The sequence below is a fragment of the Streptomyces caelestis genome, from assembly GCF_014205255.1.
GTDB classification, from domain to species: domain Bacteria; phylum Actinomycetota; class Actinomycetes; order Streptomycetales; family Streptomycetaceae; genus Streptomyces; species Streptomyces caelestis.
Genome location: NZ_JACHNE010000001.1, coordinates 1570908 through 1585944, shown reverse-complemented (window position 1 = coordinate 1585944; position 15037 = coordinate 1570908). Strand labels below are relative to the sequence as shown.

The window sequence follows — 15037 nt, the reverse complement described above, 5'->3', positions numbered from 1 at the left end:
CGCGGGCAGGGCCCGCGCACCCCGGGACACGACCGGCTCGCACGGAATCCCGACACCATGTCATGGCCGCCCGTCCGCCGATCCGGAGCGAGGTGGCCCGAGAGGGAGTACGAGAAGGTGGCCACACCTAAAAAGGGCCGGAGCGCGAGCGCCCAGAGCAAGCCGGGGCGCTCGCTGGCCCTGATTCTGATCGCCATCGCGGCGCTCACCGGTGGGATGTTCGCCTCGGGGCACACCACCCCGCGTCTCGGCATCGACCTGGCCGGAGGCACCAGCATCACGCTCCGCGCGGTCCCCGAGGCCGGCAATGAAGCGGCGATCAACAAGACCAACATGGACACCGCCGTCTCCATCATGGAGCGCCGTGTCAACGGTCTGGGCGTCCAGGAGTCCGAGGTCCAGACGCAGGGCCGGGACAACATCATCGTCAACATCCCCAAGGGCACGAACTCCGAGCAGGCCCGCAAGCAGGTCGGCACCACCGCCAAGCTCTACTTCCGCCCGGTCCTCGTCACCGAGGTCTCCGGCGGCGGCGCGGCCAGCCCCTCGCCGAGCCCCACGGGAAGCCCCTCGGACCAGCCGTCCGGCAAGGCCACCGACAAGCCCGAGGCGACCGACAAGGACTCCGCCTCCCCGTCCGCCTCTCCCAGCACCCAGGGCCGCGCGGTCACGGACGCGCTGAAGGCCGACGCGACGCCGTCCGCGAGCGCCTCGGACAAGGCGAAGGCCAGCCCCTCCCCGTCCGCGTCCGGCGGCGCCGCGGGTGACGACCCGAGCAAGCTCCAGGAGCAGTACGCCAAGCTCGACTGCACCAACGAGAAGACCCGCTCCACCGTGGGCGACGGCGTCAAGGCCTCCCAGCCCACCCTGGCCTGCGGCAAGAACGCGCAGGGTCAGTGGCAGAAGTACATCCTCGGCCCCGCCGAGGTCGACGGCACCGACGTCGACAAGGCCCAGGCCGTCCTGAACACCCAGACCGGTGCGGGCTGGACGGTCACCATGGACTTCACCGACGGGGGCGCCAAGAAGTTCGCGGCCATCACCGGCAAGCTGGCGCAGAACCAGTCGCCGCAGAACCAGTTCGCGATCGTCCTCGACGGTGACGTGGTTTCCGACCCGTACGTGCGGCAGGCCCTGACCGGCGGCAATGCGGAGATCTCCGGCAACTTCACCCAGCAGTCCGCCCAGGAACTCGCCAACATGCTGTCGTACGGTGCGCTGCCGCTGACCTTCAAGGTGGACAGCATGACGACGGTGACCGCCGCGCTGGGCGGTGACCAGCTGAACGCCGGCCTGATCGCAGGCGCGATCGGTCTCGCGCTGGTCGTCATCTACCTGCTGGCCTACTACCGCGGCCTGTCGTTCATCGCGATCCTCTCGCTGCTGGTGTCCGCCGCGCTCACCTACACGCTCATGGCCCTGCTCGGCCCGACCATCGGCTTCGCGCTGAACCTGCCGGCCGTGTGCGGTGCCATCGTCGCGATCGGCATCACCGCGGACTCGTTCATCGTGTACTTCGAACGCGTCCGAGACGAGATCCGGGAGGGCCGCTCGCTGCGCCCCGCCGTCGAGCGGGCCTGGCCGCGTGCCCGGCGCACCATCCTGGTCTCCGACTTCGTGTCGTTCCTCGCCGCCGCGGTGCTCTTCATCGTCACCGTCGGCAAGGTCCAGGGCTTCGCGTTCACGCTCGGCCTGACCACCCTGCTCGACGTGGTCGTCGTGTTCCTCTTCACCAAGCCGCTGCTGACGCTGATGGCCCGCCGCCCGTTCTTCGCGAACGGCCACAAGTGGTCCGGCCTCGACCCGAAGAGCCTGGGGGCGCAGCCACCGCTGCGCCGCACCCGCCGTCCCGCCGTCCCCGTCGACCCCAAGGAGGCCTGAGATGTCGAAACTCGGCAACCTCGGCGCCCGGCTGCACCGTGGCGAGGTCGGCTACGACTTCGTCAAGAACCGCAAGATCTGGTACGGCCTGTCCATCCTGATCACGATCACGGCCATCGTCGGCCTGACGGTCCGCGGCCTGAACATGGGCATCGAGTTCGAGGGCGGCGCCGTCTTCAACACGCCGAAGAACACCAGCGCTTCGGTGTCCCAGGCGGAGGAGTACGCGGAACAGGCCTCAGGCCACGACGCGATCGTCCAGAAGCTGGGTGACGGCAGCCTGCGCATCCAGGTCGCCGGCATCGACACCGACGCGGCGAACACGATCAAGAACACGCTCGCCGACGACCTCAAGGTCGACTCGGAGCAGATCAACGCCGAGCTCGTCGGCCCCAGCTGGGGCGAGCAGATCGCGAACAAGGCCTGGCAGGGCCTGGGGATCTTCCTGGTCCTCGTGGTGATCTACCTGGCGATCGCCTTCGAGTGGCGCATGGCGCTCGCCGCGTTCGTCGCACTGATCCACGACATCACCATCACGGTCGGCATCTACGCCCTCGTCGGCTTCGAGGTCACGCCCGGCACGGTGATCGGTCTGCTGACCATCCTCGGCTACTCGCTCTACGACACGGTCGTGGTCTTCGACAGCCTCAAGGAACAGACCAAGGACATCACCAAACAGACCCGCTGGACCTACAGCGACGTCGCCAACCGCTCGATCAACAGCACCCTGGTCCGCTCCGTCAACACCACGGTGGTCGCGCTGCTGCCGGTGGCGGGCCTGCTGTTCATCGGCGGCGGTGTCCTCGGCGCCGGCATGCTGAACGACATCTCGCTGTCGCTGTTCGTCGGCCTGGCCGCCGGTGCGTACTCCTCGATCTTCATCGCCACGCCGCTCGTCGCCGACCTCAAGGAGCGCGAGCCGCAGCTGAAGGCCCTGAGGAAGCGCGTCCTCGCCAAGCGGGCCCAGTCCGCCGCCCAGGGCGAGACCGAGGTCCACGGCGACGACGAGTCGTACGAGGGCGAGCCCGAGGACGCCGCACCCGCGGTCGTCGGCCCGCGCAACCAGCCCGCGTCCCGCACCCGGGGCCGTGGCCGTCCCTCGGGGAAGCGCCGATGACCGACATCAGGGAGCTGCTGCTCAGCCGCATCAGGGACGTGGCGGACTACCCGGAGCCGGGCGTGATGTTCAAGGACATCACCCCGCTCCTGGCGGACCCGGCGGCGTTCACCGCGCTCACCGACGCCCTCGCCGAGATCGCCGAGCGCACCGGTGCCACCAAAGTCGTCGGCCTGGAGGCCCGGGGCTTCATCCTCGGCGCTCCGGTCGCCGTCCGCGCCGGCCTCGGCTTCATCCCCGTACGCAAGGCGGGCAAGCTCCCCGGAGCCACCCTCGGCCAGGCCTACGACCTGGAGTACGGCTCGGCGGAGATCGAGGTGCACGCTGAGGACCTCAGCGCCGACGACCGCGTCCTGGTCGTCGACGACGTCCTTGCCACCGGCGGCACCGCCGAGGCCTCGGTCCAGCTCATCCGCCGGGCCGGCGCGGAGGTCGCGGGTCTCGCCGTCCTCATGGAGCTCGGCTTCCTCAGCGGCCGCGCCCGCCTGGAACCGGCTCTGAACGGTGCCCCGCTGGAGGCGCTGCTCACGGTCTAGAAAGACCGCAGCAGCCCGGTCCACACCGGCACGACACCGCGGAGGCGGGCCCGGAGAAATCCGGTGCCCGCCTCTCGCGTTTCACGGGTAGACGGTCCTCACATTGGCCTGAAGGCGATCCTGGGGCCCAGGATGGCTACCATGGGATCTCCGGAGCCTGACCGGGGGACCCGGATCGCGCACGAGGAGCCCTCTTGCCAGACGAGGCCCAGCACCTGACCGCCGCCAAGCCCGAGTCCGCCTCGGCAGCCGCGGCGAAGCCCGCGCCGAACGCGCCCCACGCGAAGAACGACAGCCGCGGGCCGGTCGAGCACGCCCCGTCGGCGCCGGTCGACAAGCCCGCCGAGCAGTCGCGCCCCAAGCCCGTCCCGCCCGCCGTGCGCCAGTCCGGCAACCAGCCCGCCCGCACCGGCTCCTCCAACCGCGTCCGCGCCCGTCTGGCCCGGCTCGGCGTGCAGCGCGCGAACCCGTACAACCCGGTGCTGGAGCCGCTGCTGCGGATAGTGCGCAGCAACGACCCGAAGATCGAGACGTCGGTGCTCCGCCAGATCGAGCGCGCCTACCAGGTCGCCGAGCGCTGGCACCGCGGCCAGAAGCGCAAGAGCGGCGACCCGTACATCACGCACCCCCTCGCCGTGACGACGATCCTCGCCGAGCTGGGCATGGATCCGGCCACGCTGATGGCCGGCCTGCTGCACGACACGGTCGAGGACACCGAGTACGGCCTGGACGACCTGCGCCGCGACTTCGGCGACGTCGTCGCCCTGCTCGTCGACGGCGTCACCAAGCTGGACAAGGTCAAGTTCGGCGAGGCGGCGCAGGCCGAGACCGTGCGCAAGATGGTCGTCGCCATGGCCAAGGACCCGCGCGTCCTGGTCATCAAGCTCGCCGACCGCCTGCACAACATGCGCACCATGCGCTACCTCAAGCGCGAGAAGCAGGAGAAGAAGGCGCGCGAGACCCTGGAGATCTACGCGCCGCTCGCCCACCGCCTGGGCATGAACACCATCAAGTGGGAGCTGGAGGACCTCGCCTTCGCGATCCTCTACCCCAAGATGTACGACGAGATCGTCCGCCTGGTCGCCGAGCGCGCCCCGAAGCGCGACGAGTACCTGGCCATCGTCACCGACGAGGTCCAGCAGGACCTGCGGGCGGCCCGCATCAAGGCGACCGTCACCGGCCGCCCCAAGCACTACTACAGCGTCTACCAGAAGATGATCGTCCGCGGCCGGGACTTCGCGGAGATCTACGACCTGGTGGGCATCCGCGTCCTCGTGGACACCGTCCGCGACTGCTACGCGGCCCTCGGCACGGTGCACGCGCGATGGAACCCGGTCCCCGGCCGGTTCAAGGACTACATCGCGATGCCCAAGTTCAACATGTACCAGTCGCTGCACACGACGGTCATCGGCCCCGGCGGCAAACCGGTCGAGCTCCAGATCCGCACCTTCGACATGCACCGCCGCGCCGAGTACGGCATCGCCGCGCACTGGAAGTACAAGCAGGAAGCCGTCGCCGGCGCCTCCAAGGTGCGCACCGACGCGCCGAAGTCGTCCGGCAAGGACAAGGACGCCATCAACGACATGGCGTGGCTGCGGCAGCTCCTCGACTGGCAGAAGGAGACCGAGGACCCCGGCGAGTTCCTGGAGTCACTGCGCTTCGACCTGTCCCGCAACGAGGTCTTCGTCTTCACCCCCAAGGGCGACGTCATAGCGCTCCCCGCCGGTGCCACCCCCGTGGACTTCGCCTACGCGGTCCACACCGAGGTCGGCCACCGCACCATAGGCGCCCGGGTCAACGGCCGGCTGGTCCCGCTGGAATCCACCCTCGACAACGGCGACCTGGTCGAGGTCTTCACCTCCAAGGCACCCGGCGCGGGCCCCTCCCGCGACTGGCTCGGCTTCGTCAAGTCGCCGCGCGCCCGGAACAAGATCCGCGCCTGGTTCTCCAAGGAACGTCGCGACGAGGCGATCGAGCAGGGCAAGGACGCCATCGTCCGTGCCATGCGCAAGCAGAACCTGCCGATCCAGCGCATCCTGACCGGCGACTCCCTGGTGACCCTCGCGCATGAGATGCGCTACTCGGACATCTCCGCGCTGTACGCGGCGATCGGCGAGGGCCATGTCTCCGCGCAGAACATCGTGCAGAAACTCGTCCAGGCCCTCGGCGGCGAGGAGGCCGCCACCGAGGAGATCGACGAGTCGGTCCCGCCGGCCCGCGGCCGCAGCCGCAAACGCCGCTCCAGCGCCGACCCGGGCGTCGTCGTGAAGGGCGTCGAGGACGTGTGGGTCAAACTGGCCCGCTGCTGTACGCCCGTCCCCGGCGACCCCATCATCGGCTTCGTCACCCGCGGCAGTGGCGTATCGGTTCACCGCAACGACTGCGTGAACGTCGACTCACTGTCCCGCGAGCCCGAGCGCATCCTCGAAGTCGAGTGGGCGCCCACCCAGTCCTCGGTCTTCCTGGTCGCCATCCAGGTCGAGGCACTGGACCGCTCCCGGCTCCTCTCGGACGTCACCCGGGTGCTGTCCGACCAGCACGTCAACATCCTCTCCGCGGCCGTCCAGACCTCCCGCGACCGTGTCGCCACCTCCCGCTTCACCTTCGAGATGGGCGACCCGAAGCATCTCGGCCATGTGCTGAAGGCGGTCCGTGGCGTGGAGGGCGTCTACGACGTGTACAGGGTGACGTCGGCGCGCAGCAGGTCGTAACACCGCGTAGCGGCCACACGAAAGGGGGGCTTCCGTACCCGCGGTACGGAAGCCCCCTTTCAGCCGGCTGATCAGCCTCCGAACTCCTGCAGACCCTTCAGCGCCTGGTCCAGCAGCGCCTGGCGGCCCTCGAGCTCACGCTCGAGCTTGTCGGCCTTGGCGTTGTTGCCCTGCGCCCGGGCCTGCTCGATCTGCCCCCTCAGCTTGTCCACGGCGGCCTGGAGCTGACCGGTCAGACCCTCGGCACGCGCGCGTGCCTCCGGGTTCGTCCGGCGCCAGTCGGCCTCCTCCGCCTCCTGGATGGCCCGCTCGACGGCGTGCATACGGCCCTCGACCTTGGGCCGGGCGTCGCGCGGCACATGACCGATGGCCTCCCAGCGCTCGTTGATCGAACGGAACGCGGCCCGGGACGCCTTCAGGTCCCTGATCGGCAGGAGCTTCTCGGCCTCCTCGGCCAGCTCCTCCTTGAGCTTCAGGTTCTCCGCCTGTTCGGCGTCCCGCTCGGCGAACACCGAGCTGCGCGCGGCGAAGAAGACGTCCTGGGCGCCGCGGAAGCGGTTCCACAGATCGTCCTCGTGCTCGCGCTGGGCACGGCCGGCGGCCTTCCACTCGGCCATCAGCTCGCGATAGCGCGCGGCCGTCGCACCCCAGTCCGTCGAGTCCGACAGCGCCTCGGCCTCGGCGACCAGCCGCTCCTTGGTCTTGCGGGCCTCCTCGCGCTGGGCGTCCAGCTGCGCGAAGTGCTGCTTGCGCCGCTTGGAGAACGCCGACCGCGCGTGGGAGAACCGGTGCCACAGCTCGTCGTCGGACTTGCGGTCCAGACGCGGCAGACCCTTCCAGGCGTCCACCAGGGCCCGCAGCCGCTCACCGGCCGCCCGCCACTGGTCGGACTGTGACAGCTCCTCCGCCTCGGCGACCAGCGCCTCCTTGGCCTTGCGTGCCTCGTCGGACTGCTTGGCCCGCTGCGCCTTGCGCTCCTCGCGGCGCGCCTCCACCAACTCGGTGAGCTTGTCCAGCCGGACCCGCAGGGCGTCCAGGTCGCCCACCGCGTGGTGTGCGTCGACCTGCTCCCGGATGTGGTCGATGGCGGCCTGGGCGTCCTTCGCCGACAGGTCGGTGGTCTTCACTCGCTTCTCGAGGAGGCCGATCTCGACAACCAGGCCCTCGTACTTGCGCTCGAAATAGGCCAGCGCCTCATTGGGGGAGCCTGCCTGCCAGGAACCGACGACCTGCTCGCCGTCGGCCGTACGCACGTACACGGTCCCCGTCTCGTCGACGCGGCCCCACGGGTCGCTGCTCACAGCGCCTCCTCCACATGATGCCAGCGAGGGGCCGCAGCACCCCCGGGCATCGTCCACAGTTTCGTCACGGCCAACATAGGCGACCGGCGGGGGGCCTGTCCGCATCCCGCGCGACCGAAATTACGCAGTTGAGGGTCAGGATTTGGTGACCGTGGCCTTGTTGATCACGACCGTCGCGTTGGGCGCCGTGTTGCCCGTCTGAGGGTCGGGAGCCTCGGCTCCGGCGTCGGCGATTTTCTTGAGGACCTTCATGCCCGCCTCGGACACCGCGCCGAACGGTGTGTAGTCGGGCGGCAGCTGACTGTCCTGGTAGACGAGGAAGAACTGGCTGCCGCCGCTGTTGCGGCCCTGCTTCGTCTGGGCGTTGTACTGGTTCGCCATCGCGACCGTGCCGGCCGGGTACACCCCGCCCTTGAGGCTCTTGTCCTTGAGATTCTCATCCGGAATCGTGTAGCCGGGGCCGCCCATGCCGGTGCCCTGCGGGTCGCCGCACTGGAGGACGTAGATGCCCTGGTTGGTGAGCCGGTGGCACTTGCTGTGGTCGAAGTAGCCCTTGCCGGCGAGGAAGTTGAACGAGTTGACGGTGTGCGGCGCCGCCGACGCCTTCAGCGCGATGTCTATCCCGCCGCAGGTCGTGTCCAGCTTCATCGTGTACTTCGCCGACTCGTCGATCGTCATCGCCGGCTCCTTCTTCCAGGTCTCCGACTTGACCTTGCCCGCGGCGGGCTTCTCACACGGGTCCGGCGCCTTGCTGGGCGAGGCGCTCGGGGTGGCTTCCGCGTTCGCCTTCTCCGTCTTGCCGTCGTCCTCGAACGGCTTGGTCAGGAAGACCGTCACGGAGAGCACCACGACCACGCCGAGGACCGAGGCGATCACGGAGTTGCGGATACGGGCCTTGCGCCGAGCGTCAGTGCGTCGCTGCTGCTGCCGCAAGTACTTCTCACGGGCGAGCTGACGCCGCCGCTGTTCCTGGCTGACCACCGGGTTCTCTCCTCATGCGTCTGATACGTCGACCGGTACGCGTGGGTCCTGTGCGCCGACCGCCCGCGTGTGCCCCGTACCGTATATGGGTTCGCTGAGGAATCGGCAGCGCCGGTAGGCTCTGACAGCAGCCGCAGCCGCCCGTATCGACACAACGAAGGACGATCGTGCTCATTGCCGGGTTCCCCGCCGGGGCCTGGGGGACGAACTGCTACCTCGTCGCCCCCGCCGCCGGTGAGGAGTGCGTGATCATCGACCCCGGCCATCAGGCCGCCGACGGCGTCGAGGAAGCGATCAGGAAGCATCGCCTCAAGCCCGTCGCGGTCGTCCTCACGCACGGCCACATCGACCATGTCGCCTCGGTCGTCCCGGTGTGCGGCGCGCACGACGTGCCGGCCTGGATCCACCCCGACGACCGGTACATGATGAGCGACCCGGAGAAGGCGCTCGGCCGCTCCATCGGGATGCCGCTCATGGGCGAGCTGACCGTGGGGGAGCCCGACGACGTCAAGGAGCTGACCGACGGTGCGAAGCTGCAGCTGGCCGGCCTGGAGCTGTCCGTCGCGCACGCGCCCGGCCATACCAAGGGGTCGGTGACCTTCGGCATGCCCGAGGCGGCGGACATCCCGCCGATCCTGTTCTCGGGCGACCTGCTGTTCGCCGGCTCCATCGGACGCACCGACCTGCCCGGCGGTGACATGGCCGAGATGCTCGACTCGCTGGCCCGCGTGTGCCTGCCGCTCGACGACTCGACCGTGGTGCTGTCCGGCCACGGCCCCCAGACCACCATCGGCCAGGAGCGCGCCACCAACCCGTATCTGCGGCAGGTGGCGGCCGGCCAGGGAGCATCCCCGGCTCCCCGACGAGGAATGTGACGAGACCTTCCGTGAGCACCTTCAAGGCCCCCAAGGGCACGTACGACCTGATCCCGCCGGACTCCGCGAAGTACCTCGCGGTCCGCGAGGCGATCGCCGCGCCGCTGCGCAACTCCGGCTACGGCTACATCGAGACGCCGGGCTTCGAGAACATCGAACTCTTCGCACGCGGCGTCGGCGAGTCCACGGACATCGTGACGAAGGAGATGTACGCCTTCGAAACGAAGGGCGGCGACAGGCTCGCCCTGCGCCCCGAGGGCACGGCCTCCGTCCTGCGCGCCGCGCTGGAGGCCAACCTGCACAAGGCCGGCAACCTCCCGGTCAAGCTCTGGTACTCCGGCTCGTACTACCGCTACGAGCGCCCCCAGAAGGGCCGCTACCGTCACTTCTCCCAGGTCGGCGCCGAGGCGATCGGTGCCGAGGACCCGGCGCTGGACGCCGAGCTGATCATCCTGGCCGACCAGGCGTACCGCTCGCTGGGCCTCAGCGACTTCCGGATCCTGCTCAACAGCCTGGGCGACAAGGAGTGCCGCCCGGTGTACCGGACGGCGCTCCAGGACTTCCTGCGCGGCCTGGACCTGGACGAGGACACCCTGCGCCGGGCGGGCATCAACCCGCTGCGCGTCCTGGACGACAAGCGTGAGTCGGTCCAGAAGCAGCTGGGGGACGCCCCGCTGCTGCGCGACTACCTCTGCGACGCCTGCAAGGCGTACCACGAGGAGGTGCGCGAGCTGATCACGGCGGCGGGTGTCGCCTTCGAGGACGACCCGAAGCTGGTGCGCGGCCTGGACTACTACACCCGCACGACGTTCGAGTTCGTCCACGACGGCCTGGGCTCCCAGTCCGCCGTCGGCGGCGGCGGACGCTACGACGGCCTGTCCGAGATGATCGGCGGCCCCGCGCTGCCGTCCGTCGGCTGGGCCCTCGGCGTCGACCGCACGGTCCTCGCGCTGGAGGCCGAGGGCGTCGAGCTCGAACTCCCCGCCACCACCAGCGTGTTCGCCGTCCCGCTCGGCGAGGAGGCCCGCCGGGTCCTGTTCGCCAAGGTCACGGAGATGCGCAAGAACGGCATCGCGGCCGACTTCTCCTACGGCGGCAAGGGGCTCAAGGGCGCGATGAAGAACGCCAACCGCAGCGGCGCCCGCTACACGATCGTCGCCGGCGAACGCGACCTCGCCGAGGGCGTCGTCCAGCTCAAGGACATGGAGTCGGGCGAGCAGACGGCGGTGGGCGTGAACGAGATCGTGGCGGAGCTGGAAGCGCGACTGGGCTGACGTGGCTTCGAGGGCGCCGGAGACTCCCGGCGCCTTCGTCACTCCTCCAGCAGCCCGTACCGCAGCGCGCTCGTCACGGCCGCCGTCCGGTCGTCCACCTCCAACTTGGTGAAGATCCGCAGCAGATACGTCTTCACCGTCGACTCCCCGATGAACAAACGACGCCCGATCTCGGCATTCGTGCAGCCCTCGGCGACCAGCCGCAACACCGCCGTCTCGCGTTTCGACAGCCGTGGCCGCTCCGGATTCGTGCGCAGCTGGTCCACCAGCCGGGCCGCGACGGACGGGGCCAGGACCGTCTCGCCGCGCGCCGCCGCCCGCACGGCCTCCGCGAGTTCCGCACGCGGCAGGTCCTTCAGCAGATAGCCCGCCGCCCCGGCCTCCACCGCCCGCAGGATGTCCCGGTCCGTCTCGTACGTCGTCAGCACCACCACCCGGCACGGCAGCCCCGCCCGCGTCATCCGCACGATGGAGTCCACGCCCCCGCCGCCCGGCATCCGCAGATCCATCAGCACGATGTCGGGCCGCAACTGAGCCGCCAGCGCCTCCGCCTGCGGCCCGCTGGACGCGTCGGCGACGACCTCCAGATCGGACTCCGCACTGAGCATCGCCCGCAGCCCTTCCCGTACGACGGGATGGTCGTCGGCCAGGACGATCCGGATCACGGCGTCTCCCTCCTCGCGACCGGCAGCCGGACGGTCACGACCGTGCCGTCGCCCGGGGCGCTGCGCACCTCGGCCGTTCCGCCCACTTCGACGGCCCGGGCCCGCAGCCCCGCCAGACCGTACCCACCGCGCACGGAACCCGGGTCGAAGCCGGGCCCGTCGTCCCGTACGGACACGGTCAGCATGTCGTCGGCGTACGCCAGCGACACCCCGACCGCCACGGAACTCCCCGCGTGCTTCCGGGTGTTGGCCAGAGCTTCTTGGCAGGCCCGCAGGGCGACCACCTCGGGGCCGGCGGGCAGCATACGGACCGGGCCGGTCACCTCCAGGGCCGCGTCATGGCGCGCGACGAGCCGGCCCAGCGCGTCCGGAAGTGAAGCGCCGTCCAGGTCGGCGGGCGCGCCCCCGGCGACCAGGGCCCGGGCCTCGGCCAGGTTCTGCCGGGCCGTCTCGTCCATCAGCCGCAGATGACGCCGCGCCTCGGGCAGGTCGTGGTCCAGCTCCGCCTCGACCGCCTGGATCAGCATCACCAGACTCGTGAACCCCTGCGCGAGCGTGTCGTGGATCTCCCGGGCCAGCCGCTCCCGCTCGGCCAGCGCCCCGTGCGCCGTCGACAGCCGCGCGACCTCGTGGCGGCTGGCGTCCAGCTCGGTGATCAGCGCCGCCCGTTCCTGGCTCTGCTCGATGATCCGGATGACCCAGCCGCCGACCGCCGCCGAGAAGACGAAGGTGACCACGGCGAACAGCACGTTGAAGAAGACGTCCTGGTCGCTCGGCCACCACAGCAGCGCCCAGCCGATCACCGGGGCGAAGTTGATGACGGCCACCGCCACCAGCGCCCAGCGCATCCGCAGCGTCATGAAGCACTGCGGGACGAGTGCGAACGTCATCAGCCGCGTCTCCCCGACGAGGACCGCCGACGGAAGGAACAGCGCCAGCGCCGCCGTGAGATAGACGAGCGCCCGTCGCTCGTCGGACGGGTCCTGCCGCAGGAGCGGCCGCCCCACCCCTGCGAACAGCGGGATCAGCAGGGCGAGCAGCGCCGCCGCGACGACACGGGCCGGCCATCCGGGGCGCCCCGCGCCGAGCACGAACACCAAGGTGGCCACCCAGATGAGCGCGAAGTACGTGTCCCAGAGCCGGAACGAGCGCTCCCAGTGGTAGGCGCTCGCGGCATCGCTCATCCGGTGCGCCGGTCCTTCCAGCGGAACGTCAGCAGACACAGCACCAATCCTCCGACGCACCACGCGGCGAGCACCAGGGCCACGCGCCCGAGTTCCCAGCTCCCCGCCTGCTCCAGCACCTGCGCCGACTCCGGCAGGAACACCCCGCGCAGCCCCTGGCACATCCACTTCAGCGGGAACAGCGCACCGATGGTCAGCATCCAGTCCGGGATGGTGCCGATGGCGATGTACACCCCGGAGATGAACTGCAGGACCAGGAAGGGCAGCACGACCACGGAACTCGCGCTGTTCGCGGACCTCGGCACCGAGCTGATGGCGATGCCGAGCAGGGCGCACGCCGTGATCCCGAGGACGAAGATCCACGCCAGGTGGAACCAGCGGTCCGCGTCGGACGGCAGGTCCACGTCGTACACGGTCGTGCCGACGAGGAGCAGGATCACCGTCTCCAGCAGACCGGTGAAAAGAACCAGCCAGATCTTACCGAGGAAGTACGCCGTCGGCGGCATCGGCGTGCCCCGCAGCCGGCGCAGCACCTTCTCCTCCCGCTCCACGGCGATCGAGATGCCGAGCGCCTGGAAACTCGTCGACATGATGCCGGCGGCCATCATCGCCGGGACGTAGAGCTGCGAGGCGGTGATGCCCGCGCCCGCCACGTCGTCCCGGAAGATCGACGCGAACAGGAACAGGAAGACGACCGGGAAGGCGAACGTGAACACCACCTGGTCGCGCTGCCGGAAGAACTGCCTGATCTCCAGGGCACCCCGCCGCAGCCCCAGCCCCCAGGCGCCGGGCAGCCCCTCGGCGCCGACCGCACCGCGGTCCCGTACGGCGGTCGTGGTCATCGCGCGTCCTCCTGCCGCTGTCCGGTCAGCCGGAGGTAGACGTCCTCCAGCGTGGGCCGGCTCACCGCCAGCCCCGGGATCTCACCGTCGAAGCGGTGCATGAGCCCGGCGATCGTCCTGGTCGGTGTCCCCGTGCGCTCGCGGCGCGGGGTGCCGTCCCGTTCCGTCCACTCGACGAGGACCTCGGTGCCGAACCGCTCCCGCAACGCCCCGGGCTCGCCCTCGGCGACGATCCGGCCCTTCGCGACGACGGCCAGCCGGTGCGCGAGGGCCTCCGCCTCCTCCAGGTAGTGCGTGGTCAGCAGGATGGTCGTGCCGTCGTCGGCCAGGGCGCGGATCAGCGACCAGAACCGCCGCCGGGCCGCCGGATCGAACCCTGTCGTCGGCTCGTCCAGCAGCAGCAGGTCCGGACCGCCGATCACGCCGAGCGCCACGTCCAGACGCCGGCGCTGGCCACCCGACAGCGCCTTGATCCGGCTGTCCGCCTTCGCCTCCAGACCGACCAGGCCGATGACCTCGTCCGGGTCCCGCGGCCGTGGGTAGTAGCCGGCGAAGTGCCGCACCGTCTCGCGGACCGTCAACTCCGCGGGTGCCGATTCGTCCTGCCAGACGATTCCGACGCGCGAACGCCACGCGCGCGTGCCGGTCGCCGGGTCCGCCCCGAGCACCGACACCTCGCCCGCGTCCCGGTCCCGGTTGCCCTGGAGGATCTCCACCGTGGTGCTCTTGCCCGCGCCGTTGGGTCCGAGCAGGCCGAACACCTCGCCCTGGCGGATGCCCAGATCGATGCCGTCGACGGCGGTCACGTCCCCGTACCGCTTGCGCAACCCCCGGACGTGAACGGCGAGGTCGTACTCGTGTGCTGTCATACGACGAGCGTCGGCCGGAACGGCACCCTCAGGGACGACCGGGCGGACATCCTTATGTCCACTGAACGGTGGACAGACGTCCTGTGCGGCACAATGGCCCTGCCCGAAGTTGTCCAGGTCTCAGGTGACGGAATCGGCGTGATGAGCAAGACGACAGTCAAGGACGTCTCCACGGAGCCCGAGCCGGCGCGCGCCGCAATCGCGCCCCGCGCCGAAGGCGGCAGCCGGGCCCTCGCCCTGCTGCTGGTGATCACCGGCGCGGCCGGACTGCTCGCCGCGTGGGTCATCACGATCGACAAGTTCAAGATCCTCGAAGCCAAGGCCGAGGGCAAGACGTTCACGCCCGGGTGCAGCTTCAACCCCGTCGTCTCCTGCGGCAGCGTCATGGAGAGCAAGCAGGCCGCCGTCTTCGGTTTCCCGAACCCGATGCTCGGCCTCGTCTGCTACGGCATCGTCATCGGCGTCGGCGTGAGCCTGCTCGCCCGCGCCCGCTTCCCGCGCTGGTACTGGCTCACCTTCAACGCCGGCTGCCTGTTCGGCGTCGTCTTCTGCGCCTGGCTGATGTTCCAGTCCCTGTACCGGATCAACGCGCTGTGCCTGTGGTGCTGCCTGGCCTGGGTCGCGACGATCCTGATGTTCTGGTACGTGACGTCGTTCAACGTCCGCAAGGGCTTCCTGCCCGCCCCGGGCTGGCTCAAGGGCTTCTTCGACGAGTTCACCTGGGTCATGCCCGTGCTGCACATCGGCATCATCGGCATGCTGATCCTGACCCGCTGGTGGGACTTCTGGATGAGCTGAGCC

At 69.9% G+C, this 15037-nt stretch carries 13 protein-coding genes; 7 read left to right on the top strand and 6 right to left on the bottom strand.

The genetic code is table 11. The features are described 5' to 3' along the window. Positions 1–117: 117 nt before the first annotated feature. The 4 genes from secD to relA all read left to right on the top strand — a co-directional run bounded on the left by secD (position 118) and on the right by relA (position 6245). A complete protein-coding gene (gene secD / locus HDA41_RS07095; protein WP_184981733.1) occupies positions 118–1881 on the top strand; it encodes a protein translocase subunit SecD in 1764 nt (587 codons plus the stop codon). Position 1882: 1 nt separating this feature from the next. Beyond that, a complete protein-coding gene (gene secF / locus HDA41_RS07090) occupies positions 1883–2998 on the top strand; it encodes a protein translocase subunit SecF (protein WP_184981731.1) in 1116 nt (371 codons plus the stop codon). Beyond that, positions 2995–3534: an adenine phosphoribosyltransferase gene (locus HDA41_RS07085; protein WP_184981729.1), complete on the top strand. Its 540-nt coding sequence runs from the start codon at positions 2995–2997 to the stop codon at positions 3532–3534. Before secF ends, HDA41_RS07085 begins: the two co-directional genes overlap by 4 nt. A gap of 194 nt (positions 3535–3728) precedes the next feature. Then, complete coding sequence (gene relA, locus HDA41_RS07080; protein ID WP_184981727.1) at positions 3729–6245, top strand: GTP pyrophosphokinase; 2517 nt, start codon at positions 3729–3731, stop codon at positions 6243–6245. 71 nt (positions 6246–6316) lie between these two features. On the opposite strand, the gene HDA41_RS07075 is transcribed toward relA, so the two are convergent. Then, positions 6317–7546 (bottom strand): DUF349 domain-containing protein, encoded by a 1230-nt coding sequence (locus HDA41_RS07075; RefSeq protein WP_184981725.1) that lies wholly within the window; start codon positions 7544–7546, stop codon positions 6317–6319. A 135-nt stretch (positions 7547–7681) separates the two neighbouring features. Beyond that, a complete protein-coding gene (locus tag HDA41_RS07070; protein WP_184981723.1) occupies positions 7682–8527 on the bottom strand; it encodes a peptidylprolyl isomerase in 846 nt (281 codons plus the stop codon). Between the two features lie 167 nt (positions 8528–8694). On the opposite strand from HDA41_RS07070, the gene HDA41_RS07065 reads away from it, so the two are divergent. Together HDA41_RS07065 and hisS are read left to right on the top strand one after the other, a co-directional pair. After that, positions 8695–9402 (top strand): MBL fold metallo-hydrolase, encoded by a 708-nt coding sequence (locus HDA41_RS07065; RefSeq protein WP_184981721.1) that lies wholly within the window; start codon positions 8695–8697, stop codon positions 9400–9402. A gap of 11 nt (positions 9403–9413) precedes the next feature. Then, positions 9414–10676, top strand: coding sequence for a histidine--tRNA ligase (gene hisS, locus HDA41_RS07060; RefSeq protein WP_184981719.1), 1263 nt, complete (start codon positions 9414–9416; stop codon positions 10674–10676). Between the two features lie 38 nt (positions 10677–10714). On the opposite strand, the gene HDA41_RS07055 is transcribed toward hisS, so the two are convergent. Genes HDA41_RS07055 through HDA41_RS07040 form a run of 4 tightly spaced genes read right to left on the bottom strand, consistent with a single transcriptional unit; the run spans position 10715 to position 14236 of the window. Then, complete coding sequence (locus HDA41_RS07055; RefSeq protein ID WP_184981717.1) at positions 10715–11341, bottom strand: response regulator; 627 nt, start codon at positions 11339–11341, stop codon at positions 10715–10717. Next, positions 11338–12525 carry a sensor histidine kinase gene (locus HDA41_RS07050; protein WP_184981715.1) on the bottom strand — a complete coding sequence of 396 codons (1188 nt, stop codon included), beginning with the start codon at positions 12523–12525 and terminating at the stop codon, positions 11338–11340. The genes HDA41_RS07055 and HDA41_RS07050 overlap by 4 nt, the downstream gene beginning before the upstream one ends. Continuing rightward, a complete protein-coding gene (locus HDA41_RS07045; RefSeq protein WP_184981713.1) occupies positions 12522–13367 on the bottom strand; it encodes an ABC transporter permease in 846 nt (281 codons plus the stop codon). The genes HDA41_RS07050 and HDA41_RS07045 overlap by 4 nt, the downstream gene beginning before the upstream one ends. Then, positions 13364–14236 (bottom strand): ABC transporter ATP-binding protein, encoded by an 873-nt coding sequence (locus HDA41_RS07040; protein WP_184981711.1) that lies wholly within the window; start codon positions 14234–14236, stop codon positions 13364–13366. The genes HDA41_RS07045 and HDA41_RS07040 overlap by 4 nt, the downstream gene beginning before the upstream one ends. Before the next feature lie 141 nt (positions 14237–14377). On the opposite strand from HDA41_RS07040, the gene HDA41_RS07035 reads away from it, so the two are divergent. After that, complete coding sequence (locus tag HDA41_RS07035) at positions 14378–15034, top strand: vitamin K epoxide reductase family protein (protein WP_184981709.1); 657 nt, start codon at positions 14378–14380, stop codon at positions 15032–15034. The last annotated feature ends 3 nt before the right edge of the window (positions 15035–15037 follow it).

Bases quoted from the DNA above. Each gene is read 5' to 3' on its own strand.
- HDA41_RS07045 (WP_184981713.1), bottom strand. From the start codon at position 13,367: ATGACCACGACCGCCGTACGGGACCGCGGTGCGGTCGGCGCCGAGGGG.
- HDA41_RS07035 (WP_184981709.1), top strand. From the start codon at position 14,378: ATGAGCAAGACGACAGTCAAGGACGTCTCCACGGAGCCCGAGCCGGCG.
- HDA41_RS07085 (WP_184981729.1), top strand. From the start codon at position 2,995: ATGACCGACATCAGGGAGCTGCTGCTCAGCCGCATCAGGGACGTGGCG.
- HDA41_RS07050 (WP_184981715.1), bottom strand. From the start codon at position 12,525: ATGAGCGATGCCGCGAGCGCCTACCACTGGGAGCGCTCGTTCCGGCTC.
- secF (WP_184981731.1), top strand. From the start codon at position 1,883: ATGTCGAAACTCGGCAACCTCGGCGCCCGGCTGCACCGTGGCGAGGTC.
- HDA41_RS07040 (WP_184981711.1), bottom strand. From the start codon at position 14,236: ATGACAGCACACGAGTACGACCTCGCCGTTCACGTCCGGGGGTTGCGC.